The organism is Streptomyces sp. NPDC028991, assembly GCF_055564775.1.
Genome location: NZ_JBVHVP010000011.1, coordinates 96,743 through 121,810, shown reverse-complemented (window position 1 = coordinate 121,810; position 25,068 = coordinate 96,743). Strand labels below are relative to the sequence as shown.

Annotated in this window: 19 protein-coding genes; 8 read left to right on the top strand and 11 right to left on the bottom strand. The window is 70.4% G+C overall.

Annotated features, from left to right (window positions below; translation table 11 throughout):
- Positions 1 to 2 precede the first annotated feature (2 nt).
- The 6 genes from ACZ4V1_RS22140 to ACZ4V1_RS22115 are packed head-to-tail and all read right to left on the bottom strand — an operon-like array spanning position 3 to position 7,766.
- A complete protein-coding gene (locus tag ACZ4V1_RS22140) occupies positions 3 to 2,021 on the bottom strand; it encodes a beta-galactosidase (protein WP_468338712.1) in 2,019 nt (672 codons plus the stop codon).
- Positions 2,018 to 2,710, bottom strand: coding sequence for a YesL family protein (locus ACZ4V1_RS22135; protein WP_468338710.1), 693 nt, complete (start codon positions 2,708 to 2,710; stop codon positions 2,018 to 2,020). The genes ACZ4V1_RS22140 and ACZ4V1_RS22135 overlap by 4 nt, the downstream gene beginning before the upstream one ends.
- Complete coding sequence (locus ACZ4V1_RS22130; protein ID WP_468338708.1) at positions 2,707 to 4,221, bottom strand: GH39 family glycosyl hydrolase; 1,515 nt, start codon at positions 4,219 to 4,221, stop codon at positions 2,707 to 2,709. The genes ACZ4V1_RS22135 and ACZ4V1_RS22130 overlap by 4 nt, the downstream gene beginning before the upstream one ends.
- Positions 4,218 to 5,867 (bottom strand): ABC transporter substrate-binding protein, encoded by a 1,650-nt coding sequence (locus ACZ4V1_RS22125; RefSeq protein ID WP_468338706.1) that lies wholly within the window; start codon positions 5,865 to 5,867, stop codon positions 4,218 to 4,220. Before ACZ4V1_RS22125 ends, ACZ4V1_RS22130 begins: the two co-directional genes overlap by 4 nt.
- Before the next feature lie 28 nt (positions 5,868 to 5,895).
- Complete coding sequence (locus ACZ4V1_RS22120; RefSeq protein ID WP_468338704.1) at positions 5,896 to 6,777, bottom strand: carbohydrate ABC transporter permease; 882 nt, start codon at positions 6,775 to 6,777, stop codon at positions 5,896 to 5,898.
- Positions 6,771 to 7,766 (bottom strand): ABC transporter permease, encoded by a 996-nt coding sequence (locus ACZ4V1_RS22115; protein ID WP_468338702.1) that lies wholly within the window; start codon positions 7,764 to 7,766, stop codon positions 6,771 to 6,773. Before ACZ4V1_RS22115 ends, ACZ4V1_RS22120 begins: the two co-directional genes overlap by 7 nt.
- A 270-nt stretch (positions 7,767 to 8,036) precedes the next feature.
- On the opposite strand from ACZ4V1_RS22115, the gene ACZ4V1_RS22110 reads away from it, so the two are divergent.
- Both ACZ4V1_RS22110 and ACZ4V1_RS22105 read left to right on the top strand, forming a co-directional pair.
- Positions 8,037 to 9,047 (top strand): acetylxylan esterase, encoded by a 1,011-nt coding sequence (locus tag ACZ4V1_RS22110; protein WP_468338700.1) that lies wholly within the window; start codon positions 8,037 to 8,039, stop codon positions 9,045 to 9,047.
- Between the two features lie 223 nt (positions 9,048 to 9,270).
- Positions 9,271 to 10,215, top strand: coding sequence for an FG-GAP repeat domain-containing protein (locus ACZ4V1_RS22105; RefSeq protein WP_468338698.1), 945 nt, complete (start codon positions 9,271 to 9,273; stop codon positions 10,213 to 10,215).
- A gap of 87 nt (positions 10,216 to 10,302) precedes the next feature.
- On the opposite strand, the gene acnA is transcribed toward ACZ4V1_RS22105, so the two are convergent.
- Positions 10,303 to 13,017: an aconitate hydratase AcnA gene (gene acnA, locus ACZ4V1_RS22100; RefSeq protein WP_468338696.1), complete on the bottom strand. Its 2,715-nt coding sequence runs from the start codon at positions 13,015 to 13,017 to the stop codon at positions 10,303 to 10,305.
- Between the two features lie 306 nt (positions 13,018 to 13,323).
- On the opposite strand from acnA, the gene ACZ4V1_RS22095 reads away from it, so the two are divergent.
- From ACZ4V1_RS22095 to ACZ4V1_RS22070, 6 genes are all read left to right on the top strand, one after another.
- Entirely contained in the window at positions 13,324 to 13,521 is a 198-nt protein-coding gene (locus ACZ4V1_RS22095; RefSeq protein WP_468338695.1) for a DUF4236 domain-containing protein, read from the top strand.
- Between the two features lie 75 nt (positions 13,522 to 13,596).
- Positions 13,597 to 15,126 (top strand): helix-turn-helix domain-containing protein, encoded by a 1,530-nt coding sequence (locus tag ACZ4V1_RS22090; RefSeq protein ID WP_073732162.1) that lies wholly within the window; start codon positions 13,597 to 13,599, stop codon positions 15,124 to 15,126.
- A 459-nt stretch (positions 15,127 to 15,585) separates the two neighbouring features.
- On the top strand, positions 15,586 to 16,044 hold the full coding sequence (locus tag ACZ4V1_RS22085; RefSeq protein WP_468338693.1) for a universal stress protein: 459 nt from the start codon (positions 15,586 to 15,588) through the stop codon (positions 16,042 to 16,044).
- Between the two features lie 138 nt (positions 16,045 to 16,182).
- A complete protein-coding gene (locus ACZ4V1_RS22080; RefSeq protein ID WP_468338691.1) occupies positions 16,183 to 17,973 on the top strand; it encodes an IlvD/Edd family dehydratase in 1,791 nt (596 codons plus the stop codon).
- Positions 17,960 to 19,000, top strand: coding sequence for a C-terminal binding protein (locus tag ACZ4V1_RS22075; protein ID WP_468338689.1), 1,041 nt, complete (start codon positions 17,960 to 17,962; stop codon positions 18,998 to 19,000). Before ACZ4V1_RS22080 ends, ACZ4V1_RS22075 begins: the two co-directional genes overlap by 14 nt.
- A gap of 167 nt (positions 19,001 to 19,167) precedes the next feature.
- Positions 19,168 to 19,977, top strand: coding sequence for a universal stress protein (locus tag ACZ4V1_RS22070; protein ID WP_468338687.1), 810 nt, complete (start codon positions 19,168 to 19,170; stop codon positions 19,975 to 19,977).
- A gap of 258 nt (positions 19,978 to 20,235) precedes the next feature.
- Here ACZ4V1_RS22070 and ACZ4V1_RS22065 read toward each other — a convergent pair whose 3' ends face one another.
- The 4 genes from ACZ4V1_RS22065 to ACZ4V1_RS22050 all read right to left on the bottom strand — a co-directional run bounded on the left by ACZ4V1_RS22065 (position 20,236) and on the right by ACZ4V1_RS22050 (position 24,828).
- Positions 20,236 to 20,757 carry a gluconokinase gene (locus tag ACZ4V1_RS22065; RefSeq protein ID WP_468338685.1) on the bottom strand — a complete coding sequence of 174 codons (522 nt, stop codon included), beginning with the start codon at positions 20,755 to 20,757 and terminating at the stop codon, positions 20,236 to 20,238.
- 85 nt (positions 20,758 to 20,842) lie between these two features.
- The gene (locus ACZ4V1_RS22060) at positions 20,843 to 22,243 is read right to left on the bottom strand and encodes a glucose-6-phosphate dehydrogenase (protein ID WP_468338683.1); all 1,401 of its coding nucleotides are present in this window, start codon (positions 22,241 to 22,243) and stop codon (positions 20,843 to 20,845) included.
- Positions 22,240 to 24,066 carry a glycoside hydrolase family 15 protein gene (locus ACZ4V1_RS22055; protein WP_468338681.1) on the bottom strand — a complete coding sequence of 609 codons (1,827 nt, stop codon included), beginning with the start codon at positions 24,064 to 24,066 and terminating at the stop codon, positions 22,240 to 22,242. The genes ACZ4V1_RS22060 and ACZ4V1_RS22055 overlap by 4 nt, the downstream gene beginning before the upstream one ends.
- A 423-nt stretch (positions 24,067 to 24,489) precedes the next feature.
- A complete protein-coding gene (locus tag ACZ4V1_RS22050) occupies positions 24,490 to 24,828 on the bottom strand; it encodes a DUF7144 family membrane protein (RefSeq protein ID WP_468338679.1) in 339 nt (112 codons plus the stop codon).
- Positions 24,829 to 25,068: the final 240 nt, after the last annotated feature.

The window sequence follows — 25,068 nt, the reverse complement described above, 5'->3', positions numbered from 1 at the left end:
GGCTACGCGAGGCGCAGGACCGCGACGCCGTGCGGGTCCAGGGAGAACGTTTGTCCCTCGACCGTGCGCGTGCCCCCGAGCAGGTCGGTGGCGGTGGCGTGGGCGGTCAGGAGAGCCGGTTCGGGGGCGTGGTTCAGGAGGAACAGCAGGCGGGTGCCGGCGGGCGTGACGCGGGTCGCGGTCTCGACGGCGGGGTGGTCCGCGTAGGGGCCGGCGAGTCCGTGCCGGTCGAGGACGCGGCGGACGACGTGGTCGACGCCGGGCCGGTCGAGGGCGGTGGCGACGTACCAGGCCTCTCCCGCGCCGACGCGGTGGCGGGTGACGGCCGGGGTGCCGGCGTAGAAGTCGGCGCCGTACGTGCCGATCGGCTCGGCGCCGCGCGGCCGCACGATCTCGAAGACGAGCCGGGCGGTGGTCCGGAACTCCCCCAGGGCGACCGGTTGCACGACGTCCGGCGGGCGGGCGTCCCACTCGTCGACGCGGATGCCCATGAGCGGGGCGAGCGGGCCGGGTACGTCGGTGAGGAAGGCGCGGTCGTGCTCGTCGCAGCGGGCGGTGAGGAAGGTGGCGAGGACGGTGCCGCCACGCCGGACCAGGGCCGCCAGGCGTTCGGGGAGGCCGTCCTTGACCAGGTGCAGCACTGGGGCGAGGACCACGTCGTACGGTGTCAGGTCGGCGGCGGGCGGGACGACGTCCACGTCGGCGCCGGCTTCGCGGGCGGCCCGGTAGTAGGCGTGGACGACGTCCGGGTAGCGGACCAGCCGGGAGGGGCCGTCGGAGATCTCCAGGGCCCACCAGCTGTCCCAGTCGAAGAGCAGCGCGGTGCGGGCGGGGGTGCGCGCGCCGAGGGTGGCGCCGCCCAGGCCGGCCAGCTCCCGGCCCAGCTCGGCGACCTCGCGGAAGACTCGGGTGTCGTCTCGCCCGGCATGGCCGATGACCGCCCCGTGGTACTTCTCGCAGGCGCCGCGCGAGGCGCGCAGCTGGAAGTAGAGGGCGGCGTCCGCGCCGTGCGCGATGGCCTGGAAGGTGGCCAGGCGCAGTTCCCCCGGACGTCTGAGGGGGTTCACGTCGCGGCAGGCGGTGGTGGACGGGGTCTGCTCCATCAGCCAGAAAGGGGCGCCGTCCTTGAGGCCGCGCGTCAGGTCGTGGCCGAGCGCGGCCCGGGTGGGCGGGGCGTCCAGGGGCGGATAGCTGTCCCAGGAGGCGAAGTCGAGGTGGGGCGCCCAGCGATGGTAGTCGAGGGGGCGGTACAGGCCCATGAAGTTGGTGGTGACGGGGGTGACCGGATCGTGTGCGCGGATCGCCTCCTTCTCGGCCAGGAAGCAGCCGAGCAGGGCGTCCGTGGTGAAGCGGTGGTAGTCGAGGGTGATGCCCTGGAAGGCGGTGTGGTCGGGGCCCCGCCAGTGCTCGGTGAGCGCGCTGGGCACCTCGATCTGGTCCCAGTCGGTGTAGCGGTGCGACCAGAAGGTGGTCCACCAGGCGTCGTTGAGCGCGTCGAGGGTGCCGTGGCGCTCGCGCAGCCAGGCGCGGAAGGCTCCGGCGCACAGGTCGCAGTGGCAGGCGCCGCCGTACTCGTTGTTGATGTGCCAGGCGAGCAGGGCGGGGTGGCCGGCGTAGCGTTCGGCCAGGCGGGCCGCCAGCGCGGTGGCCGCCTTCCGGTACGCCGGTGAGCTGGGGCAGAAGTTGTGCCGCTGCCCGTGGCGGTGCCTGCGGCCCTCGAAGTCGGTGCGGTTGACCTCGGGGTGGCGCCTGGCGAGCCAGGGCGGGAGGGCCGCGGTGCCGGTGGCCAGGCAGACGCGGCGGCCTTCGTCGGCCGCGCGGTCCAGGACCCGGTCGAGGACCGCGAAGTCGTAGGTGCCCGGCCCGGGCTGGGTGAGGGACCAGGAGAAGACGCCGACGGTGAGGGTGTCGATGCCCGCCCGGGTGAACAGGCGCCGGTCCTCGTCCCACACGTCCTCGGGCCACTGCTCGGGGTTGTAGTCGCCGCCGTACGGGATCCTCGGGGTGCGGGGCGCTGTCATGCGGTGAAGTCCTCCTGGGTCTCGGCGATCACCGGGCGGCTGCTGTGCAGCAGGGAGAGCAGCAGCGGGGCGGCCAGCAGGGCGGTCAGGGCCTCGGTCAGCAGGGCGGTCAGGGCGGCGGCCAGGATCAGCAGCGAGGCGGCGCCGAGGGTGGCACGGCCCTGCCGGAGCAGGAAGTACGCGGCGAGGCGGCCGGTGTCGCGGGCACGGAAGGCGAAGAGGGAGGTGAGGACGAGGGCGTGCGCGGCCCACAGGAGGGAGCCGGCGCCGACGGCCGCGAGCAGCACCGCCCACCATCCGGGCAGGCCGGTGGCGGTGAAGTGGGTGAGGGTGAAGGCGATCACGGTGAGCCAGGCCAGCAGGGGCGCCCACAGCCGCAGCGCCGGGAGCGCGTTGAGCCGCCAGCCGCGCCAGTAGGTGCGGGCCGGGTGGAGGTCGGTGAGGTCGCCGCCGCGGTGGTGCAGGGCGTACACGGCGGCGGACAGGGCCGGTCCGAGGGGCAGCAGGCAGAGGGCGGCGAGGGGGAGGTTGGCGGGGTCGGGGGCGAGCAGGAGCAGGCCGGCCAGGCCCGGTGCCGTGGCCAGGAGCAGCAGGGCCTCGACGGTGAGCAGGGTGTGGATCAGGGCGGCGGCGCGGGACAGGACGCCGGTGCCGAAGCCGGCGGGGCGTGCGGTGGGTGCGCCGCTCATCCCGGCTCCCGGCCGAGCAGGCGGCGCTCGTCCCACCAGGGCGGGGTCTCGTCGTGGACGGGGCTCAGCTCGACGAAGGTGACCTCGTGCCGGGCGAGGGTGAGGGGCAGGTCGACGCGGCCGTTCTGGACGGGCAGGCGCCGGTGGGTGCGGGCGGGTTCGGCGGCCTCGTGGAGGACGTCGAGTCGGTCGGGGCGCGGTGAGCGGGGGCTGCCCATGCGGCGCCAGGCGGTGTACGCGTTGCCGTGCTCCTCGTCGACGGTGAGACGCCGGACGAAGGCCTCGCCGCGTCCGCCGACCGGGAGGGAGAACCGCACGGCGTGCCCGTCCGGTCCGGGTGTGGCGCCGGACGGGTCCACGGGCGCCCACGCCAGGACGGTGACCCGGCCGTCCGGGTGCCGGGTGACGAGGTGGTCGTCGCCGCGGGCCAGCAGGTCGGGGCCCATGCGGGCGAGGAAGGCGTAGAGGTGGTACGTCGGTTTCCGTACCTGCCGGTGGGTGAGCAGCCCGAAGCCGCCGTGGAACAGGGCGGTGGGGACGCCGGTCTCCTCGAAGACGTCGCTGAACGTCCAGTACGAGAAGGAGTCGGCGAGGTCCCCGCCGGCCGCCAGGACCGGGGCGAGGTAGGCGGCGTGGAAGGCGGTGTCGTGGACCGGGTTGTCGGGCCGGTAGGAGGAGTTGAACTCCGTGATGTGCACCGGCGCGTCCGCGAGCCGCGTCCCCTTCAGCGTGCGGCGGGGCTCGGCGAACTGGTCGAGCAGGTTCCCGGCCGGGGCGAGGGTCTGGTGCACGCCGAACGGCACGTGCCGGGCGGGTCCGGAGCTGTAGGCGTGGCGGGAGACGAAGTCGACGGGCACGTCCCGGCGTTCGGCGAACTCGGCGAACCGCTCCAGCCAGCCCGGTCCCGCGCCCGGCGACACCGCCGGTCCGCCCACCCGGAGGCCGGCGTCCACGTCCTTCACGGCGTGCGCGGTCCTCTCGTAGAGCCGGTGGTACGCGCCCTCGTCGGCGTCTTGCCAGAAGTCGGGCAGGTCGGGCTCGTTCCAGACCTCCACGGGCCAGGTGCGGACCTCGTCGAGGCCGTACCGGTCGACGAGGTGGGTGAGGGTCGCCCGGACCAGCGCGGCCCACTCGGCGACGTCGCGGGGCGGGGTGACGTTTCCGCGCCACCAGAACACCGTCCGGTCGCCGCTCGCGAGGTCGTGCGGCATGAAGCCGAGTTCGAGGAAGGGCCGGATGCCTGCGGCGAGGTACGCGTCGACGACCTGGTCGACGTGGGTGAAGGAGTGGTGGACGTGCCGGGTGCCCCGGTGGGTGTAGGGGCGGTGGACGGCCATGCCCTCGCTGAACAGGCCGTGGCCGCGGATGTGCCGGAAGCCGATGTCGCGCTGGAGCAGGGCGAGGGAGTCCTGGTAGTCGCGGCGCAGGGCGAGGTCGAGGCGGCCGGTGCCGACGCAGTACCGCCAGGCGTCGGGGAAGGGGCCGGCCGCCTCGGCGGGGACGCGGATCACCCGTGTTCCTTCCGGAAGCGGTCGTGGGCCTTGTTGTGCAGGTCGACGAGGCGGTCCATGTTCTTTGCCTTCAGCTCGGACACGTAGGCGTCCCATTCGGACAGCGGGCGTTTGCCGAGGACGAACTGGAGGGTGTTCTGCCGGACGTGGTCCTTGAGCGGGGTGTCCCAGAGGGTGGCCTGTTCCTGTTCCACGGACTGGAGGGGGTGGGCGGGGTCGACGGGGAGTTGCCTGCGCCCGGACATGGCGTCCTGGAACCTCTTCTCGTCGGGGCCGAAGGAGGAGGAGACCAGTTCCCAGCTGCCGCCGTAGGAGAAGACGCCGTTGTGGAAGCCGTAGTCCTTCTGGAGGTCCTTGGGCGCGTCCGGGTCGGAGCCCATGAGGCTGATGCCGTCGGCGACCCGGAACCGGCCGTCCGAGGCGGTGTGGGTGACGCCCTCGACGCCCCACTTGGTGAACTCCTGGCCCTCGTCGGAGTACCAGAGCCAGTCCACGAACTGTATGAGCGCGACGAAGTCGTCGCGCTTCAGGGCGTCGCCGGAGATCATCATGCCGTTCTCCAGGCGGGAGCCGCCGAGCACCACCGGTCCCGCCGGTCCGAGCGGAGCCGGAATCATCTCGATCGTCGCGCCCTCGACCTGCCGCTCGAGGTTGTAGCGGTAGTTCTGCACCAGTTCCTGCGGGTTGGCGCTGATCGCGAAGGACCTCTCGGAGAGCAGCTTCTTGACCGCGTCGTCGTCGCTCTGGGTGAAGCCCTCCGGGTCCACGAGCTTCTCGTCGACCAGTTTCCGCAGGTACTCGATCATCTGGCGGTACCCGTCGGTGGAGCCGGTGAAGACGAACTTCCCGCCCTCGGCGTCCCAGCTGGTGTTCAGGTACGACCAGCCGGCCCGGACGCCGTGGGCCTGGCCGATGTACCCGAGCAGGGCACCGGCGGGTTCGGGCTGGTTCCAGCGGTCGGAGAAGGGGTAGCGGTCGGGGTACTCCGACCTGATCGCCCGGAAGACGTCGGCCACCTCGTCGAGGGTGGCCGGCAGGCCCAGCCCCAGCCGGTCGAGGACGTCGGTGCGCAGTGCGAGGGAGTAGCCGGACTTGACCCGCTCGTGCATGCCCGGCAGCAGGTAGTACCGGCCGTCGGACTGGCGCAGGGAGTCCACCTCGGGCTCCAGTTTCCATCTGCGCACCTTGTCGCGGAAGTTGGGCATCAGCTCCACGTACTCGCTGACCGGGAGGACGGACCCCGACGAGACGAACGGCGTCTCCTGTCCGGGGTAGGTCTTGGGCAGGAGCAGGGGCGCGTCGCCCGCGCCGATGAGCAGGCTGCGCTTCTTCTCGTAGTCGCTGTAGGGCACGTCGGTGGTCTCGAAGGTGACGCCGGTGCGCTTGGTGAGCTCCTTCCAGAACAGCCAGTCGTCCTTCGGCGGGTAGACGGGGTTGCTGAGGTTCAGCAGCGAGAAGGTGAGCGGCTTCGTCGCCTTGAACCGCTGTCCGGCCCGGTACTCCTTCATCGCGCCGTTCCGCTTCTTCGACAGGTCCTTGGCGTCCCCGCCGTCGTCGCCGCTGCCGCAGCCGGTGAGCGCGGCGAGGCCGGCGAAGCCCGCGGCTGCCAGGACCTGGCGTCGTGAAAGCTGTCCTGCGTTCTTCACGGTTACTCCCTGGATGTGGCGGGGGGGCTCAGCCCTTGACCGCGCCGAGCATCACGCCCGACACGAAGTAGCGCTGGACGAACGGGTACACGCAGAGGATGGGCAACGCGGTGAGCACGATGGTGACGGCCTGGATGTTGGCCGCGACCTGGGTGAGCTGCTCGGTGCCCGCGCCGGCGCCGGTGCCGCCGGTGGCGCCCGCGATGAGGTTGCGCAGATAGACGGTGACCGGCATGAGTTCGGCCCGGTCCATGTAGAGGAAGGCGCCGAACCAGGAGTTCCAGAAGGACACCGAGTAGAACAGCACCATCGTCGCCACGACCGCCTTGGACAGCGGCAGCACGATCCGCAGCAGGGTGCCGTAGGTGCTGAGGCCGTCGATCTGCGCGGCCTCCTCCAGTTCGTCCGGCAGGCTCTCGAAGAAGGCCTTCATCACCAGCAGGTTGAAGACGCTGATCGCGTTGGGCAGGGCCAGCGCCCACACCGTGTTCTTCAGGTCGAGGCTGGTGATGAGCACATAGGTGGGGATGAGGCCGCCGGAGAAGAACATGGTGAACACGGCGATGCCGACCAGGAGTCCGCGTCCCTTGAGGTGCTTCTTCGACAGGACGTAGGCGTAGCAGGTGGTCAGGAGCATCGCGATGGCGGTGGACACGAGCGTGTAGAACACGGTGTTGCCGTAGTTGCGCCAGAAGGTGCCGTCCTGGAAGACGATCTCGTAGGTGGTGAGGTTGAAGCCCTTGGGCCACAGCGTCACCTCGCCCGCACGGATCTGGCGCTCACCGCTGAAGGAGCGGGCGACGATGTTGAGGAAGGGGTAGAGCGTCACCACGACGACGCCGGTGAGGATCAGGCCGTTGACGCCCTGGAAGACGCGGTAGCCGCGGGTGGGCCGGTCGGTGTTCACCACAGGCTCGTCCCCACCGTGCGGCGCGAGAGCAGGTTGGCCGAGGTGATCAGCACCAGGCCGATGACCGCCTCGAACAGGCCGATGGCGGCGGCGTAACTGAAGCTGTTGGACTCGACACCGGTGCGGTAGAGGTACGTGGAGATCACGTCACCGGTCTGGTAGGTCAGCGGGTTGTAGAGCAGCAGGATCTTTTCGAAGCCGACCGCCAGGAAGGTGCCGATGTTGAGGATCAGCAGCGTGATCATGGTGGGGCGGATGCCGGGCAGCGTGACGTGCCAGATCTGCCGCCAGCGGTTCGCGCCGTCGATGCGGGCAGCTTCGTAGAGGTCGTCGTCGATCGTGGTGAGCGCGGTCAGGTAGAGGATGGTGCCCCAGCCGGCGGTCTGCCAGATCTCCGAGCCGACGTAGATGGTGCGGAACCACTCGGGTTCCTGGATGAACCGGATCGGGTCGTGCCCGAACCAGCCCAGGACGTGGTTGACGGGCCCGTCCGTGGCGAGCATCTGCAGGGTGATACCGGCGACGATCACGATCGACAGGAAGTGCGGCAGGTACGACACCGACTGCACTAACCGCTTCAGCGCCCGCGTGCGCACCTCGTTGAGGAGCAGCGCGAGCACGATCGGGATGGGGAAGCAGAAGAGAAGCGTGAGGCCGCCGATCCACAGGGTGTTGCGGAACACCTGCCAGAAGGTGGGGTCGGTGAGGAACATCTCGACGTAGCGGAGGCCGACCCAGTGCTCCCCCAGGATCGAACCGCCGGGTTCGAAGCGGCGGAAGGCGATCACGTTGCCGACCATCGGCAGATAGCGGAAGACCAGGAAGAACAGCAGCGGCAGCACGGCCAGCGAGTACAGCTGCCAGTCGCGGCGCAGCGCCCGCCGCCAGCCGGTGGGCGCGTGGCGGCGCTCGGAGCTCGGTGCGGCCCGCGCCGCGGGCGGGTCCTGCGTGCCGGGTGGTGGTGGAGCCGGCGTGGTGGAGGTGCTCATGCTCGGGTCTCCCGGTGGCGTGGGACACGGGACGCGGTTCCGAAACTTTCGAGCGCTTACCGGTAACTTCGCGGCAACTTAGGGGCAGCGGGAAAGCGCTGTCAATGGCCAGTACACACCGGGATGTTGAAGCGTGCGCGCGGCCGGGCCCGTTGGACTCGCACCTGGGGAAAGCCGCGGCCGAGCTGTTACGGTCGGTCGCACCTTTCTGAGATGGGACCGCAACGATCGGCCGCCCACTGTCCCCCGAGCCCAGTGCGAGGTGCCACCGTGCCCGCCTTCGACCTGCCGCAGACGGAGTTGGAGAATTACCGCCCGGCCCCCGACGAACCCCACGACTTCGACGCCTTCTGGCGCGGCACCCTCGCGGAGTCGGTGGCCGCCGGTGACCCGTTGGTGTCCGCGCATCCGGTGGAGACCGGGCTACGGCTTACGCGGACCTGGGACGTGACCTTCCGGGGCTTCGGCGGCGATCCGGTGCGCGCCTGGCTCAGCAGACCCGCCGATGCGAACGCACCGCTGCCGGCGGTCGTCGAGTACGCGGGCTACGGGCGCGGGCGGGGCCTGCCGCACGAGCGCCTGACCTGGCCTGCGGCCGGGTACGCGCACCTGCTGATGGACAACCGGGGCCAGGGCGACCAGTACGGCTGCGGCGGTGACACCCCGGACCCGCACGCCGGCGCACCGGGCGGTCCGGGCCCGGCGGTACGGGGCCTGCTCGACCCGTACGCCTACCACTACCGCCGCCTGATCACGGACGCGGTGCGCGCCGTCGCCGCGGTGCGGGCGCTGCCCGGCGTGGACGCGGGGCGTGTCGCGGCCGTCGGCAACAGCCAGGGCGGCGGGCTGGCGTTGGCCGTCGCGGGCCTGGTCCCGGACCTGGCGGCGGTGCTGGTCTCCGCCCCGCTGCTGTGCGGCATCCGGCGGGCACTGGACCTCAGCGACGCGGGACCGTACGGCGAGATCGCCGCGTATCTGTCGGTGCGCCGGGGCGATCACACCGTCCAGGCCGCCTGCCGCACCCTGTCGTACGTGGAGGGCGTCTCCTTCGCCCGGCGCGCGCACGCCCCCGCCCACTTCGGCGTGGGCCTGCGCGACACGGTGTGCCCGCCGAGCGGGGTGTACGCCGCCTTCAACCGGTACGGGGAAGCGTCCGGCGTGGACCCCCGCAAGGAGATCCACGCGTACCCGTTCAACGGGCACGAGGGCGGGGACGCGGTGCATGTGCGGCGCCAACTGAGCTGGCTGGCGGGGCGATGGGAGGGCGGTACGGGCAACTGACGCACCGCACCGGCCAGTTCCGGTCCACTTCGACACACCTGGCACGGGAATGGTTGCACGACTCACGTTGCACTTGTGTTCCCGTTTCGATACCAGTTCACAACCGAACGTAAATCTGATTGACATGTAAAGGCCATGTGTAAGGATCACGGAGTTATCCGGATCCTGCTGGACCGTACCCCGGTCCGCGATCCCCTTCGGCATGACCAAATGGAGGACCCACGTGGCCAAAAGCTCCGGCCTGAACACGCGTCGCGCCCTGGCGCGTGCCACGGCTGCGGCGCTCACCGCCGCCCTGGTGGCGACCGGCACGAGTGCCGCTGTCGCCGCCGACGAGCCGGGACCCACCGCGTCCCGGGCGCCTATCGACGTGAAGCCGTCGGGCGCCGAGAGGTACAACGCCTCCGCCCTGCCCGGCGACGCTCCGGTCAACGCGCTGTATGGCGTGGACCGCGACGGGACCCTGTGGGGCTACCCGCCCACCAGCGAGACCGACGACGACGGAATCGACTCCGCCTGGTACTCCGGCTACGGCTGGGAGTGGGCCCGCTTCATGACGCAGGTGGACCACGACGCCGACGGTTCCTCGGACGGCCTGTGGCACGTCACGGACGGCGGCCAGCTCTACTACGCCCAGTGGGACACCGAGGGCGACCACAAGTTCGTCGGCAACGGCTGGAACATTTACAACCAGCTGTTCTCGGGCGCGAACCTCGGTGGCGCCGCCGCCGACGACCTGATCGCCCGCGACAAGTCCGGCGTCCTGTGGCTGTACCTCGGCTACGGCACCGGCACGCTGACCAAGCGCTACCGGGTCGGCGGCGGGTGGGACACGTACACCCACATCACCGGCAAGGGCGACCTGACCGGCGACGGCAAGGCCGACATCGTCGCCAAGGACGGCTCCGGCGTGCTCTGGCTCTACAAGGGCACCGGCAGCTACCAGGCGCCGTTCAAGTCCCGCACCCGCATCGGCGGTGGCTGGAACACGTACAACAACATCGTCTCCGTCGGTGACATCGACGTCGACGGCATCACCGACCTGATCGCCCGGGACAAGAAGGGCGCGCTGTACCTGTACAAGGGCACCGGCTACGCCGGCTCCCCGTACGAGTCCCGCGTGAAGATCGGCAGCGGCGGCTGGAACGCGTACCGCATCATGTTCTAGGACGTACGCGGTTGCCCCACCGGGGCACAGGCGAGGGCCGCACCCCCGGCGACGGGGGTGCGGCCCTCAGCTGTTGTTCCCTGCCGCCTACTTGCGGATCAGGCTGCGCAGCACGTACTGCAGGATGCCGCCGTTGCGGTAGTAGTCCGCCTCACCGGGGGTGTCGATGCGGACGACCGCGTCGAACTCGACGCCGGTGTCGGTGGTGACCTTCACCGTGCGCGGGGTGGTGCCCTCGTTCAGCGCGGTGACGCCGGAGACGGAGAAGGCCTCCTCGCCGGTCAGGCCGAGGGAACCGGCCGTCTGGCCCTCCGGGAACTGGAGCGGCAGGACGCCCATGCCGATGAGGTTCGAGCGGTGGATGCGCTCGTAGGACTCGGCGATGACGGCCTTGACGCCGAGGAGCGCGGTGCCCTTGGCCGCCCAGTCGCGGGACGAGCCGGAGCCGTACTCCTTGCCGGCCAGGACGACGAGCGGGATGCCCTGCTCGAGGTAGTTCCGCGAGGCGTCGTAGATGAACGACACCGGACCGTCGGCCTGGGTGAAGTCGCGGGTGTAACCGCCCTCGGTGCCCGGCGCGATCTGGTTGCGCAGCCGGATGTTGGCGAACGTACCGCGGATCATGATCTCGTGGTTGCCGCGGCGCGAGCCGTAGCTGTTGAAGTCGCGGCGCTCGACGCCGTGCTCCGTGAGGTACTTGCCGGCCGGGGTGTCGGCCTTGATGGCACCGGCCGGGGAGATGTGGTCGGTGGTGACCGAGTCGCCCAGCTTGGCCAGCACGCGGGCGCCGGAGATGTCCTCGACCGGGGCCGGCTCCATCCGCATGCCCTCGAAGTACGGGGGCTTGCGCACGTAGGTGGACTCGGCGTCCCACTCGAAGGTGTCGCCGGTCGGGATCGGCAGCGCCTGCCACTGGGCGTCGCCCGCGAAGACGTCGCTGTAGGACTTGGTGAACATGTCCTCGCCGATGGCGCTGGCGACGACCTCGTTGACCTCGGCCTCGGTGGGCCAGATGTCCTTCAGGTGGACCGGGTTGCCGTCCTGGTCGGCGCCCAGGGCGTCCTTGGTGATGTCCACCTTCATGGAGCCCGCGAGCGCGTAGGCGACCACCAGCGGCGGGGACGCCAGGTAGTTCATCTTGACGTCGGGGTTGATGCGGCCCTCGAAGTTCCGGTTGCCGGAGAGGACCGAGGTGACGGCGAGGTCGTGGTCGTTGACGGCCTTGGAGACCTCGTCCGGCAGCGGGCCGGAGTTGCCGATGCAGGTGGTGCAGCCGTAGCCGACCAGGTTGAAGCCGACCTTGTCGAGGTACGGGGTCAGGCCCGACTTCTCGAAGTAGTCGGTGACGACCTTGGAGCCCGGGGCGAGGGTGGTCTTGACCCACGGCTTGCGGGTCAGGCCCTTCTCCACCGCCTTCTTGGCCACCAGGGCGGCGGCGACCATGACGTACGGGTTGGAGGTGTTGGTGCAGGAGGTGATGGCCGCGACCGTCACCGCACCGTGGTCCAGCTCGTAGGTGGTGCCGTCGGGGGCGGTGACCGGGACCGGGTTGGACGGGACGCCGTTGGTGACGGCGGGGGCGTCGGAGGCCGGGAAGGACTCCTGGCCCGCCTCGTCCACGCTGTCCACGTAGTTGCGCACGTCCTGCTTGAACTGCTCGGCGGCGTTCGCGAGGACGATGCGGTCCTGCGGGCGCTTCGGGCCGGCGATGGAGGGCACGACCGTCGACAGGTCGAGCTCCAGCTTCTCGGAGAAGTCGGGCTCGGCCTTCGGGTCCAGCCAGAGGCCCTGCTGCTTGGCGTACGCCTCGACGAGCGCGACCTGCTGGTCGGAGCGGCCGGTCAGGCGCATGTAGTTCAGCGTTTCGTCGTCGACCGGGAAGATCGCGGCGGTGGAGCCGAACTCCGGCGACATGTTGCCGATGGTGGCGCGGTTGGCGAGGCTGGTGGCCGCCACGCCCTCGCCGTAGAACTCGACGAACTTGCCGACGACGCCGTGCTTGCGCAGCATCTCGGTGATCGTGAGCACCAGGTCGGTGGCGGTGGTGCCGGGCGTCAGCTCGCCGGTCAGCTTGAAGCCGACGACGCGCGGGATCAGCATGGAGACCGGCTGGCCGAGCATCGCGGCCTCGGCCTCGATGCCGCCGACGCCCCAGCCGAGGACGCCGAGACCGTTGACCATGGTGGTGTGCGAGTCGGTGCCGACCAGGGTGTCCGGGTAGGCCTTGCCGTCACGGGTCATGACGACGCGGGCCAGGTGCTCGATGTTCACCTGGTGGACGATGCCGGTGCCCGGCGGGACGACCTTGAACTCGTCGAAGGCGGTCTGGCCCCAGCGCAGGAACTGGTAGCGCTCCTTGTTGCGGCCGTACTCCAGGTCGACGTTCTGCTTGAAGGCGTCGTTGGTGCCGAACTTGTCGGCGATGACCGAGTGGTCGATGACGAGCTCGGCCGGGGCCAGCGGGTTGATCTTCGCCGCGTCACCGCCGAGCTCCTTGACGGCCTCGCGCATGGTGGCGAGGTCGACGACACAGGGCACGCCGGTGAAGTCCTGCATGATCACGCGGGCCGGCGTGAACTGGATCTCCTGCGACGGCTGGGCCTGCGAGTCCCAGCCGCCGAGGGCGCGAATGTGGTCGGCGGTGATGTTCGCGCCGTCCTCGGTGCGGAGGAGGTTCTCCAGCAGCACCTTCAGGCTGTAGGGAAGGCGCGCGGAGCCCTCGACCTTGTCCAGCCGGAAGATCTCGTAAGACTCGTCGCCCACCTGCAGTGTGCTGCGGGCGTCGAAGCTGTTCGCCGACACGACAGTCTCCTTCATTTATGTGCGCGTACCACCGCATCCTGCCGCCACGCCGCCCTGGCCGATCCGCTAAGGTAGGGCTAAGTTAGGTAAGCCTTACCGCCAGACCCGTTAGCGGCGCGCGGCTGCGGTGCGCCTCGGCAGATATCTCGATGTCGAGATAACTCTAGTACATGGGGGCGAGCTGGTCATGCCCGGGCGCGGTGTGGCGTGCGCCCCACTCCGAGTGACCCCCACGGCCATCACTACGCCGAACGGGGGTATCCGACTTGCGCCGGGACGACCCGGCACGACTCGGAAGGAGGCGCGATGCCCCTCACGTTCCGCAAGAGCTTCCGGATCCTTCCCGGAGTACGACTGAACATCAACAAACGTTCCTGGTCCATCACGACCGGAGGCGGGAACAGCCCGCGCCACACCCGCAGCAGCACGGGACGTCGTACGACATCGATGGATTTGCCCGGACCTTTCGGATGGCGGCGCACCCGCTCGACCAGGCATCATTGAGGCGACGTTGACTACCCGTCACCCCAACGGGCCCCCCGAGAGGTGCCATCTCATATCTGAGATAGCCTCAACCTCATGGCAGACGACTACCTCGTACGCATCGGCAAGCTCATTCGTGACGCCCGGCAGCACCGCGGCTGGACGCAGTCACAGCTTGCGGAGGCGCTCAACACCAGTCAGAGCGCCGTCAACCGCATCGAGCGCGGCAACCAGAACATCAGCCTTGAGATGATCGCCCGCATCGGCGAAGCGCTGGACAGCGAGATCGTCTCCCTCGGCTACTCGGGCCCGATGCACCTGCGTGTGGTCGGCGGCCGGCGCCTCTCCGGCGCCATCGACGTCAAGACCAGCAAGAACGCCTGCGTGGCCCTGCTGTGCGCCTCGCTGCTCAACAAGGGGCGCACGGTGCTGCGCCGGGTCGCCCGCATCGAGGAGGTGTACCGCCTCCTGGAGGTGCTGAACTCCATCGGCGTACGCACCCGCTGGATCAACGACGGCACCGATCTGGAGATCGTGCCGCCGGCCGAGCTGGACATGGAGGCCATCGACGCCGAGGCCGCCGTCCGCACCCGCTCGATCATCATGTTCCTCGGCCCGCTGCTGCACCGCATGGACCGCTTCCGGCTGCCCTACGCCGGCGGCTGCGACCTCGGCACCCGGACCATCGAGCCGCACATGATCGCGCTGCGCCGCTTCGGCCTGGACGTCGCCGCGACCGAGGGCCACTACCACGCGGTGGTCGACCGCACCGTCCGCCCGGACCGCCCGATCGTGCTGACCGAGCGGGGCGACACGGTCACCGAGAACGCGCTGCTCGCCGCAGCCCGCCACGACGGCGTCACCGTCATCCGCAACGCCTCCTCCAACTACATGGTCCAGGACCTCTGCTTCTTCCTGGAGGCCCTGGGCGTGCGGGTGGAGGGCATCGGCACCACCACCCTCACCGTGCACGGCATGCCGGTCATCGACGCCGACGTGGACTACTCCCCCTCCGAGGACCCGGTCGAGGCGATGAGCCTGCTGGCCGCCGCCGTGGTGACGGAGTCGGAGCTGACGGTGCGCCGCGTCCCCATCGAGTTCCTGGAGATCGAGCTGGCGGTGCTGGAGGAGATGGGCCTCGACCACGACCGCACGCCCGAGTACTTCGCGGACAACGGCCGCACCCGCCTGGTGGACCTGACCGTGCGCCCCTCCAAACTCGAAGCACCGATCGACAAGATCCACCCCATGCCGTTCCCCGGCCTGAACATCGACAACGTCCCCTTCTTCGCGGCCATTGCCGCCTCCGCCCAGGGCCAGACCCTCATCCACGACTGGGTCTACGACAACCGCGCCATCTACCTGACCGACCTCAACCGCCTCGGCGGCCGCCTCCAACTGCTGGACCCCCACCGCGTCCTGGTCGAGGGCCCCACCCGCTGGCGCGCCGCCGAGATGATGTGCCCGCCGGCCCTGCGCCCCGCCGTGGTGGTCCTGCTGGCGATGATGGCGGCCGAGGGCACGTCGGTGCTGCGCAACGTGTACGTCATCAACCGCGGGTACGAGGACCTGGCGGAGCGGCTGAACTCGATCGGGGCGCAGATCGAGATCTTCCGGGACATCTGAAAACTCTGGGAAGAAACAAGCGACAAGCCCCCTCCGATCTGCGCAAATGCTGGGCCGGAGGGGGTGGCTTGTTGGCGCCTGCGGGACTTTCTGGGACTTCAGGCCGGCCAAGGAGCAGCGCCGCACAAGGCCGCGCGGGGACACGGCCCGGCGCTCGCACGGCATTCAGCCCCGGCTGCCGCAGGCGTGCTGCACCTCCTCCACGTACTCGTGCCCGTGCCGCCCGGCCCATCCTCCACGTACTCGTGCCCGTGCCACCCGGCCCACCAGTCCGTCGACGCCACGCCGTCGTCGGCGTACTCGGCCCGCCGCGGCATCGGAGGAGCCGCCGCGTGGCGGCTTCCGGCCCGTCCGCGCCTCCCGAACTGCGCGTCCGGCCCCTTTGGCCGAAGCTGATGCTGGCACCCGTACTCGGCCGGCCGAGCCAGTCGCCCGCCACTGGCGAACCAAGGAGGATCCGTGGCTGACCGGAAGCAGAACACCGAACGCGTCGTGGTCGGAGTGGACGGATCGGACTCGTCGAAACAAGCGCTGCGCTGGGCCGTACGTCAAGCCGAACTCACCGGCGGCACGGTGGAGGCGCTGACTGCCTGGACCCTCCCCCAGTTCCACGGCGCGCTCGGCTGGTTGCCCCCGTCGAGCAGCGACGAGGCAGCGGTGAGGGCACGGGCGCACAGCGCTCTCGTCCAGGTCGTGGGGGAAACCGTGGGAGAGCCGCCACCGGTGGACCTACGTACCGAGGCCCGCTACGGCACCGCGGCCGACGTCCTGCTCACGGCGGCACACGAAGCCTCCCTGCTCGTCGTCGGCAGCCGGGGGCTCGGGGGCTTCGCCGGGCTGCTCCTGGGCTCGGTGGCCCAGCACTGCGTCCAGCAGGCCGTGTGTCCGGTGGTCGTGGTGCGCGACGACGGCCGCTGAGCGAGGGTGACGACGCCACCGGTGCCCTGTCGACCTCGGACCGGGGCCTCACGACCTGCCGAATCAGCGCTTTCGGACCTTCGACTTCCTTTCCCGGTCTCGCGGCGACAGCCCGGACCGGTCGGCGAGGAGCTGAGCATGTCACCGACGGACCACACCGCAGGGGAACTGCGCAGCCAGGCATGGTGGGACAACGCGGAGAAACCGGAGATGACGGCCCTGTATCTCGAGCGGTTCCTGAATTACGGCCTCACACGGGCAGAGCTTCAGTCGGGCCGGCCGATCATCGGAATCGCCCAGACGGGCAACGACCTGGTCCCCTGCAATCGTCACCACCTCGCCCTCGCCGAGCGGGTCAGGGACGGAATCCGCGACGGTGGCGGCATCCCCCTCGAGTTCCCCGTCCATCCGTTGCAGGAGACCGGAAAACGTCCCACCGCGGCACTGGACCGGAACCTCGCCTATCTCGGACTGGTCGAAGTCCTCTACGGATACCCGCTCGACGGAGTGGTCCTGACGACCGGCTGCGACAAGACCACGCCCGCCTGCCTGACCGCGGCGGCGACGGTGAACATCCCGGCGATCGTCCTGTCCGGGGGACCGATGCTCAACGGCTACCACAACGGCATGCGCACGGGCTCGGGGCTGGTGATCTGGCAGTCGAAGCGGCTCCTGGCGAGCAGGGAGATCGATCACGACGAATACACGGCACGGGTGACCGCCTCCGCGCCCAGCATCGGGCACTGCAACACGATGGGCACCGCGCTGTCGATGAACAGTCTGGCCGAGGCACTGGGCATGTCCCTTCCCGGCTGTGCGGCGATCCCGGCCCCCTACAACGAACGTGCGCAGATGGCCTATGAGACGGGCCTGCGAGCGGTGGCCCTGGTGCGAGAGGACCTGACCCCCCGCAAGATCATGACCCGGCACGCCTTCGAGAACGCGATCGTGGTCGCGTCGGCCATCGCGGCTTCGACCAACGCACCCATCCACGTCAACGCCATCGCCCGTCACGCCGGTGTGGCCCTGTCCAACCAGGACTGGCACCGCGTCGGGCGCGACATTCCGGTACTGGTGAACCTCGCTCCCGCAGGAGAGTTCCTCGGCGAGGACTTCTACCGCGCCGGCGGCGTCCCGGCGGTCATGCGGTCGCTGCTGGAAGCGGGGCACCTGTACGGCGACGCCATGACCGTCTCGGGCCGTTCCCTGGCCGAGAACCTGGAGGAGGGCGCGCCCGCCGATCCGGCGGTCATCCGCCCCTTCCACGACCCCGTGACCGCGAGCGGCGGACTGCTCGTCCTGACCGGGAACCTGTTCGACTCCGCGATCATGAAGACGTCGGTCATCGGCGACGGCTTCCGGGCCCGTGGGCTGCCGCACTCCGGTGATCCGTCGGTGTTCGAGTTCCGCGCCATCGTCTTCGACGGGCCCGAGGACTACCACGCCCGCATCGAGGACCCGGAGCTGGGCATCGACCAGGACTGTCTCCTCGTCATCCGGTACACCGGGCCCGTCGGGTATCCGGGCTCGGCCGAGGTGGTGAACATGGAACTTCCCGCGGGGCTGGTCCAGCGAGGTATCACCGCGCTGCCCGCGCTCGGAGACGGCCGGCAGAGCGGCACGTCGGACGCGCCGTCCATCCTCAACGCCAGCCCCGAGGCGGCGGTCGGCGGCAACCTCGCCATCCTGCGCACCGGTGACCGGATCCGGGTCGACCTGGACAACGCACGCGTCGACGTCCTCCTCTCGGACGAGGAGATCGCCGCGCGCTGGGCCGACCACACACCTCCCGCCCTGGAGCACCAGACACCGTGGCAGGAGATCCACCGCGCCACGGTGGGACAACTGGACAGCGGGGCCTGCCTCGAGCTTGCCGTGGCGTACCAGGACCTCGTCCACACGAAGGGGATCCCCCGTGACTCGCACTGACTCCCCCGGAACGATCCTGATCGCCGACTCCGACTTCGGCGAGGTGGACATCGAACGCGCGATCGTCGAAGGTGCCGGACTGCGGCTCCTCGCCGCGCAGTGCAAGAGCGAGGACGAGGTGATCGAGGCGGGACGCGAGGCGGACGGCGTCCTGACCCAGTACGCGCGCGTCGGTTCCCGCGCCGTCGCCGCGTTGACCCGCTGCCGGGTGATCGCCCGCTACGGCACCGGCGTGGACATCGTCGACATCGACGCCGCCACCCGGCACGGCATCCAGGTCACGAACGCCCCGAACGAGTGGTGTGCCGAAGAGGTCGCAGATCACGCCGTCGCGCTCTGGCTCGCGGCCGCCCGCAAGATCTGCCGGTACGACCGGGCGACCCGGCAGGGCGAATGGCACTGGAAGACCGGGATGCCCATCCACAGACTGCGGGGACAGGTGCTGGGCCTGCTGTCGTTCGGGGCCATCGCACGGCTCATCGCCGAACGCGCGAAGGTGTTCGGCGTCGAGGTCTGGGCCCATGACCCGTACATCGACCAGTCCGTGATCCGGGACGCCCGGGCCCGCCCGGTGTCCTTCGACGACTTGGTGGAAGGCGCCGACCACGTGGTGGTCCAGACGCCGCTCACCCCGCAGACACACCACACCTTCGACCGCGCGACGCTCCGGCGGATGAAGCCGACCGCCGTCCTCGTCAACACGGCACGCGGGCCCATCGTGGACGACGCGGCGCTCCACCAGGCACTCACCGAGGGGTGGATCGCCGGTGCGGCGCTGGACGACATCGAGGAGGAACCCGCGAAGCAGCGCGCATGGCTCCCGACGAACCCCCTCCTCGAACTGCCCAACGTGATCGTCACACCCCACGCGGCCTACTACTCGGAGGAAGCCGTCAGGACGGTACGGACCATCGCCGCCGAGGAAGCCGTACGGGTGCTGACCGGGCGGCCGGCGCGTTTCCCGGTGAACCGACTGCCGGCCGAGTCCCGCCCGCACCGCGACGGCCCTTCCTCTTCCGGGTCATGACCGTCCGACCAGCCGCGCGAGCGCCGGCAGCTCGGCCGCCCGCCTCCGGCCGGCTGGCGGCGGGGCTCGGCCGGAGTGAGGCTTGGACCTGGAGAACCTGACGGGCTGGAGAACCTGACGGGCCGGAGTGCCTGACGGGACTGGAACGACGCGAGCGTGGAGGCACGATGAGTGGTCTGGTCGTCGTGGGAGTGGACGGCTCGTCCTCGAGCGACGCCGCCGTGGCACAGGCCGCACGGGAAGCCGGGAGGCGTGGTGCGGGGCTCCGTGTGGTGCACGCCCTGAGCTGGCCGGTCAGGCCCATGTACGCGCCGCTTGACCCGTCGCCGATCCACCGCCTGGCCCATGACGCCGCGGAACACGCCCGCGGTGTGGTGCCCGAGCTGGACGTCACCCATGCCGTGGTCGTCGGCGACCCGGTGCCCGTGCTGTCGGCCGAGTCGCGAACCGCGGATCTGGTGGTCGTCGGCCGCCGGGGCGTCGGGAAGTTCGTCGGTATGCTGCTGGGTTCGACCGCGGTGTCCCTGGTCGGCCAGAGCCATTGTCCGGTGCTGGTGGTCCGTGAGGAGCCAGACGACGTCGGGCCGGTGGTCCTGGCCGTCGACGGCTCCCCGGAAGGTGAGAAGGCCGTCGAATTCGCCTTCGCCGAAGCGTCGCTGTGGGGGTCCGAGATCTACGCCGTGCACGCGTGGCAGCCCGACCTGGCGCCGCCCGGCACGGGAGCGGAGAGCGCGGAGCGTCTGCTGGCCCTGTCGGTCGCCGGCCGCAGGGAAAGGTATCCGGACATCACCGTCAGACAGCAAGTGCTGAGCGGTGAGATCCGCGAGGTCCTGATCGGAGCGAGCCGGAACGCGCAGTTGATGGTGGCCGGAGCCCGGGGGCGCGGCGGCTTCTCCGGAATGCTCCTGGGCTCGGTGAGCCAAGCCCTCCTGTACCACGCGCACTGCCCGGTGGCCATCGTCCGGGACACAGCGTGAGCGGTGGCAGCAAGGCCGCCGAGCGAGCGGTGGCAGCAAGGCGGCCGAGCCGCCGACCGGCTCAGGAGCTCAGTGATGCCCTCCTCAGGGCCACGGCACCCGGCATGAGCGCCTGGGGGTGCTCTGCTCCAGGCGGCTGCTCGGGGGCGGCGAAGCCCTCGGCGCGGGCCGGCTTGGAGCAGAGCACCCCCTGTCGGTGCCGTGTCGGCGCCTGTGCGTCCATGGCGCGCCGGGGCGCGCCGCCAGGCGGGCCGCCGGTCATGGTCCGGTGAGCAGGCGCATCGCCGTCCGGACGATATCGCCGGGGTCCGGTGCCGCGTCCAGACAGGCTCCCTTCTCGTCCGGTTCGAGCGGTTCGAACGTCGCGAGCTGGGAGTCGAGCAGGGTCTCGGGCATGAAGTGCCCGCTGCGTCCCCGGAGGCGCTGCCCGAGCGCCTCACGGTCGGCCGTGAGCTGGAGGAAGAACACGGCGGGGCAGGCCGACCTCAACGTGTCCCGGTAGCGCCGCCGCAGCGCGGAACAGGCCGCTACGCCTCCGCTGCCATCGGTGTCGCGGTCCCTGAGCCACCGCCCGACGGACTCCAGCCACGGCCCGCGGTCCTGATCGTCCAGCGCGGCCCCCGCCGACATCTTCCGTACGCTGCTGGGCGAGTGAAAGTCGTCTGCCTCCGCGAAGGGCACGCCCAGCCGGTCGGCCAGCTCCCGGGCGACGGTCGACTTCCCGGCCCCGGACACTCCTGTGACGACGACACACGGAGGACGGCTCTGCCGGTGGGACATCGATGCTCCTTTCGCGCCGGCGTGCGATCACCGATACAGCATGTCCGTCCTGATCACTCCGTCGGCCGGTCGGTGCGACCGGGCGCTAGTGCAGCGAGTCGTCCCGCCGCCCCGGGGCGAGGTGGCGCGGCGGCGGTCCGTCCGAGCCGGCCGGATACTCCTCGAGGGGCACGAGGCCCCTTTCCCAGGCGGACAGGACCGGTTCGACGACGCGCCACGCCTCCTCGGCCTCGTCTCCGCGGATCGACAGGGCCGGGTCCCCGTCGAGAACGTCCATCAGCAGACGGCCGTAGGCCGGCAGAGCGGGAGCGTCCATGCGGGCGCTCAACGAGAGCTGCGTGAGGGTCTCGGCACGCGAGCCGATGGCGGTCATGTCCAAGCTGAGGCTCTCCGGCTCCAGTCCGAAGCGCAGCACGTTGGGCCGGACGTCCTGGTCCGGCCCGAAGGGCAGGTGAGGAACGGAACGGAAACGCACCGCGACCTCCTTGCGGTCCCTGCCCAGGGCCTTGCCGCTGCGCAGCCGGAACCGGGTGCCCGCCCAGCGCCAGCTGTCCAGTTCCAGGTCGATCTCGGCGAGGGTCTCCGTCCCGCGCCGCGCGTCGACGCCTTGCTCGTCGGTGTAGGCGGGCACGTCACGGCCACCGCACGTGCCGGACGAGTAGCGGGCGCGACGCGTGCGCTCTACGACGTCCTGGTCGGTCAGCATCCGCACCGAGCGCAGCACGTCGAACTTGCGGTCGCGCAGGTCTCGCTCACCGAGGGTGAGCGGTGGCTCCATGGCGACCAGACACAGCAGCTGCAACAGGTGGTTCTGCACCATGTCCTTCAGCGCGCCCACGTGGTCGTAGTAGCCGGCCCTTCCTTCCAGAGCGAGGGTCTCGTCCCAGACGATCTCGATCTCGGCGATGTGGGTACTGTTCCAGATGGGTTCCAGGACCCGATTGGCGAGCCTGCTGCCGAGAACGTTCTGAACGGTCGTCATGGCCAGGAAGTGATCGACCCGGAAGACGGCGCGCTCGGGCACGAGGTCGGCGAGCAGCCGGTTCAGTTCCTGGGCGCCAGCGAGGTCCTCTCCGAAGGGCTTTTCCAGGACGACGCGGCTGCCCCGGGGCAGTCCCGCCTCGTGGAGCGCGGTCACCGTGTCCGGGAAGAGGGCGGGGGGAAGCGCGAGGTAGACGGCCACGGGGTCGTCACCGGCGACGGCCGCCGCGACGTCCGCGGGGTTCGTGACATCGGCCCTGCGGTAGTCCGCCGAAGCCGTGACGGACTTCCGGACGTCGGCCGGGAAGCCGGCTCCGTGCTCGTCGAGTTGGCCGCCCGCCCACTGCCGGTACCGCTCCCGGTCCCAGTTCTCCCGGCTGGCGGCCATCAGGCTGAACCGGTCGTCGATACGTCCCGCCGCGCGCAGAGCGGCCAGAGCCGGAAGGAGGTAGCGGCCCGTGAGGTCGCCCGTCCCGCCGAACACGGCCAGTCGCCGTATGGTCATCGGGAACCGCCCTTCGCCCGGTCGAGGCTGACTCCGCTGGCGATGACGCCGATGTGGCTGAACGCCTGGGGGAAATTGCCCATGAATGCTCCCGTGGCCGGTTCGATCTGCTCCGACAGCAGCCCCAGAGGACTCGCTCGCGAACACAGCGACGTGTACAGCTCCTCGGCCTCTTCGACCCTGCCCTGGCCGATCAGGTTGTCGACCATCCAGAAGGAGCACAGAACGAAGGCGCCCTCGTCGCCCGCGAGGCCGTCGGGGTGCTCTTCGTGCAGGTAGCGGTAGAGCAGCCCGCCGCCGGCCGAGAGGCGCTCGGCGACGGCGTGGGTGGTGGCCACCATCCGCGGATGGTCGACCGGTACGACGTGGCGCAGCGGCAGGTTCAACAGGCTCGCGTCGACGATGCCGCCGCCGTCCAGGTAGACGCTCAGCGTCTGTGCTCCCTCGTCCCAGGACCGCTCCAGAATGAGGTCGCGCAGCCGGGCGGCCTCGGCACGCCAGCGGCCGGCGTCGCCGGGCAGTCCCAGGCGCTCGGCGATCTGGGCCCCCCGGTCCAGAGCCACGTGGCACAGGCCGGCGGAGTAGGTGAAGGGACGGCCGTCGCCCCGGATCTCCCAAATGCCCTGGTCCGGTTGGCGCCAGGCGCGTCCGGCCGCGTCGGTGAGGCCGGCCAGGCTGGCCCACATCGCGGGCTGGATCTCGCCGCCTCGACGCAGCCACTGGTCGGCGCAGTCCAGGATCTCGCCGTACACGTCGTGCTGTCGCTGGTCGGCGGCGCCGTTGCCCCAGCGGACGGGCGCGGAGCCGCGGTAGCCCTCCAGTCCGGCGTCCTCGATTTCGTCCGGCACTTGATCGCCGCGCAGGGTGTACATGATGCGAGGCCGGCGGCTGCGCTCGAACGCGTCGAGGACCCAGCCGAGGAAGGCGTCGGCCTCACCGTCGAAGCCGATGCGGCGCAGTGCGAAGACCGCGAACGCGGCATCCCGGATCCAGGCGTAGCGGTAGTCCCAGTTCCGAATCCCCCCGATGGGCGCGGGCAGGGACGATGTGGGGGCGGCGACGAGTGCGCCGTTGACCCAGTCGTCGCACATCTTCAGCGTGATCGCGGATCGCCGGACGAGGGCGTGCTGGGGGCCGGCGTAGTCGAAGGCCCCCATCCATCGCCGCCAGGCGTCGACCGTCTGGCGCACCATCGCGTCGGGGTCGAAGCGGTGGTGGCGGTGGAAGCGCCCCCAGGACAGCACGACGTCGAGGCGGTCCCCCTGCCTCAGGTCGTGTACGGTCCGCAGGCCGTCCACGGGGCGGTTGGACCGTAGGTGAAGACGCAGACCGGCTGAATGAGCGGGCCGCACCTCCAGTCCGCTGTACAGGTGGTGGGCCTGCGCGCCGCCGCGTGGCTCCAGTTCCACTGCGAGGCGTACGGATCCCTCCAGGACCGTCACCGAGCGGACCAGTTCCCCGCGGCTCGACGGAGCGTCGTCGGAGAGGTCGGCACCCGAGCGCAGGACCATGGCGTCCGTGACGCGCACCACGCCGGTGTCACTGCGCAGTTCCGTGTGCAGCACGCCGGTGTCCGTCTCGTACCGTTGCCGCGCTTCGCGCAGGTTCTCGGGGGCCACGGCGAAGTGACCGCCCCGCGTGTGATCCAGCAGCGCGCAGAAGACCGGTTCGGAGTCGAACCGGGGCAGGCACATCCACGGGATGGTGCCGTCGAGACCGACGAGTGCCGCGGTGGTGCCGTCCCCGATGAGGCCGAGATCCTCGAGGGGCAGGTATCCGTCCAGCCGACGAACCGGCCGGAACGGCGGGTCGGGATCGTGCATGCCGTTCGCTCCTTGACCGTTCTCGGGGTCTGCGCGCACACCCCCGGCACCGGCCGCGTGCGCGTCTGGAAGGCGCGCCCCACCTCCTCATGCGGCACATGCGCGCGCCATGTGCGGAGGCGCTGTTCGCCCTCTGTCGGTTCTTTCCGGTCTTTCCGGGCGGGGAAACGGTCTTTCCGGGCAGGGAAACGGCGAGACCCCGGGACCCTGGGTCACTCCGCCGCCGTCCGCTCGCGCGGGCAACTACTCCAGATTCACCGAGGTCGGCGCCCCTCGCAAGCCGCGACCCCGAATGCCCGGCCCCGCCGGTGGGACGCGGCCGCCGGCCCGGCCCGCCGGGCCGTCTTCGGGACCGGTGTCCGTCTCGTGATCGATGACCTGCTCACGGGAAGTCGTGGCTGCGGAGTTCCACCGTGGCAACCGTCACACAAGTGTCGGCGCGATCCGCGCCAGGCCCCACAAGATGATCAGGTCGAGCGCCATCACACTGATCGACCACAGAGGGTAGTAAGGGATGAACATGAACTGGGTCACCAGACTGATCGCAGCGGTACTCATCCCGGCCGCGCGGCCCCAGCTCAGGGCCCGCAGCATCGCGACGCCCACAACCAGCAGGCCGACTCCCACCACGGCGTGAATCCAGCCCCAACTGGTGAGGTCGAACCGGTACTCGTAGTGCTGGGGGACTCCGAAAAGACGGTCCTTGGCGATACCGGCGATACCCTGAAGGATACTCAGCACTCCACTCAGGACCAGCGGCACGCCGAAGTACCTCAGAGGTCCGGCCAGACGGCCGTCGTTTCCGGCACCCCCGGTCTCCTGCCGTGCTCCTTGAGGCATGTCCACCATGACCGGTTGACCCTTCCATTCGGGCGATCGTCACCGCGCCAGACGGCGCGGGCGGGCAGCGGGCGCATCGTCACGGCCACAGCCTCACCCGAAACCAGGAGCACGGCGAGCGCACTGTGGCGATCGGGTGCGCAGCGCGAGTCGGCTCACCTA

What these genes read in the sequence shown, in the direction of transcription:
- ACZ4V1_RS22140 (WP_468338712.1), bottom strand. Translation starts at nt 2,021, where the DNA reads ATGACAGCGCCCCGCACCCCGAGGATCCCGTACGGCGGCGACTACAAC.
- ACZ4V1_RS22135 (WP_468338710.1), bottom strand. Translation starts at nt 2,710, where the DNA reads ATGAGCGGCGCACCCACCGCACGCCCCGCCGGCTTCGGCACCGGCGTC.
- ACZ4V1_RS22115 (WP_468338702.1), bottom strand. Translation starts at nt 7,766, where the DNA reads ATGAGCACCTCCACCACGCCGGCTCCACCACCACCCGGCACGCAGGAC.
- ACZ4V1_RS22095 (WP_468338695.1), top strand. Translation starts at nt 13,324, where the DNA reads ATGCCCCTCACGTTCCGCAAGAGCTTCCGGATCCTTCCCGGAGTACGA.
- ACZ4V1_RS22090 (WP_073732162.1), top strand. Translation starts at nt 13,597, where the DNA reads ATGGCAGACGACTACCTCGTACGCATCGGCAAGCTCATTCGTGACGCC.
- ACZ4V1_RS22080 (WP_468338691.1), top strand. Translation starts at nt 16,183, where the DNA reads ATGTCACCGACGGACCACACCGCAGGGGAACTGCGCAGCCAGGCATGG.
- ACZ4V1_RS22070 (WP_468338687.1), top strand. Translation starts at nt 19,168, where the DNA reads ATGAGTGGTCTGGTCGTCGTGGGAGTGGACGGCTCGTCCTCGAGCGAC.
- ACZ4V1_RS22065 (WP_468338685.1), bottom strand. Translation starts at nt 20,757, where the DNA reads ATGTCCCACCGGCAGAGCCGTCCTCCGTGTGTCGTCGTCACAGGAGTG.
- ACZ4V1_RS22060 (WP_468338683.1), bottom strand. Translation starts at nt 22,243, where the DNA reads ATGACCATACGGCGACTGGCCGTGTTCGGCGGGACGGGCGACCTCACG.
- ACZ4V1_RS22055 (WP_468338681.1), bottom strand. Translation starts at nt 24,066, where the DNA reads ATGCACGATCCCGACCCGCCGTTCCGGCCGGTTCGTCGGCTGGACGGA.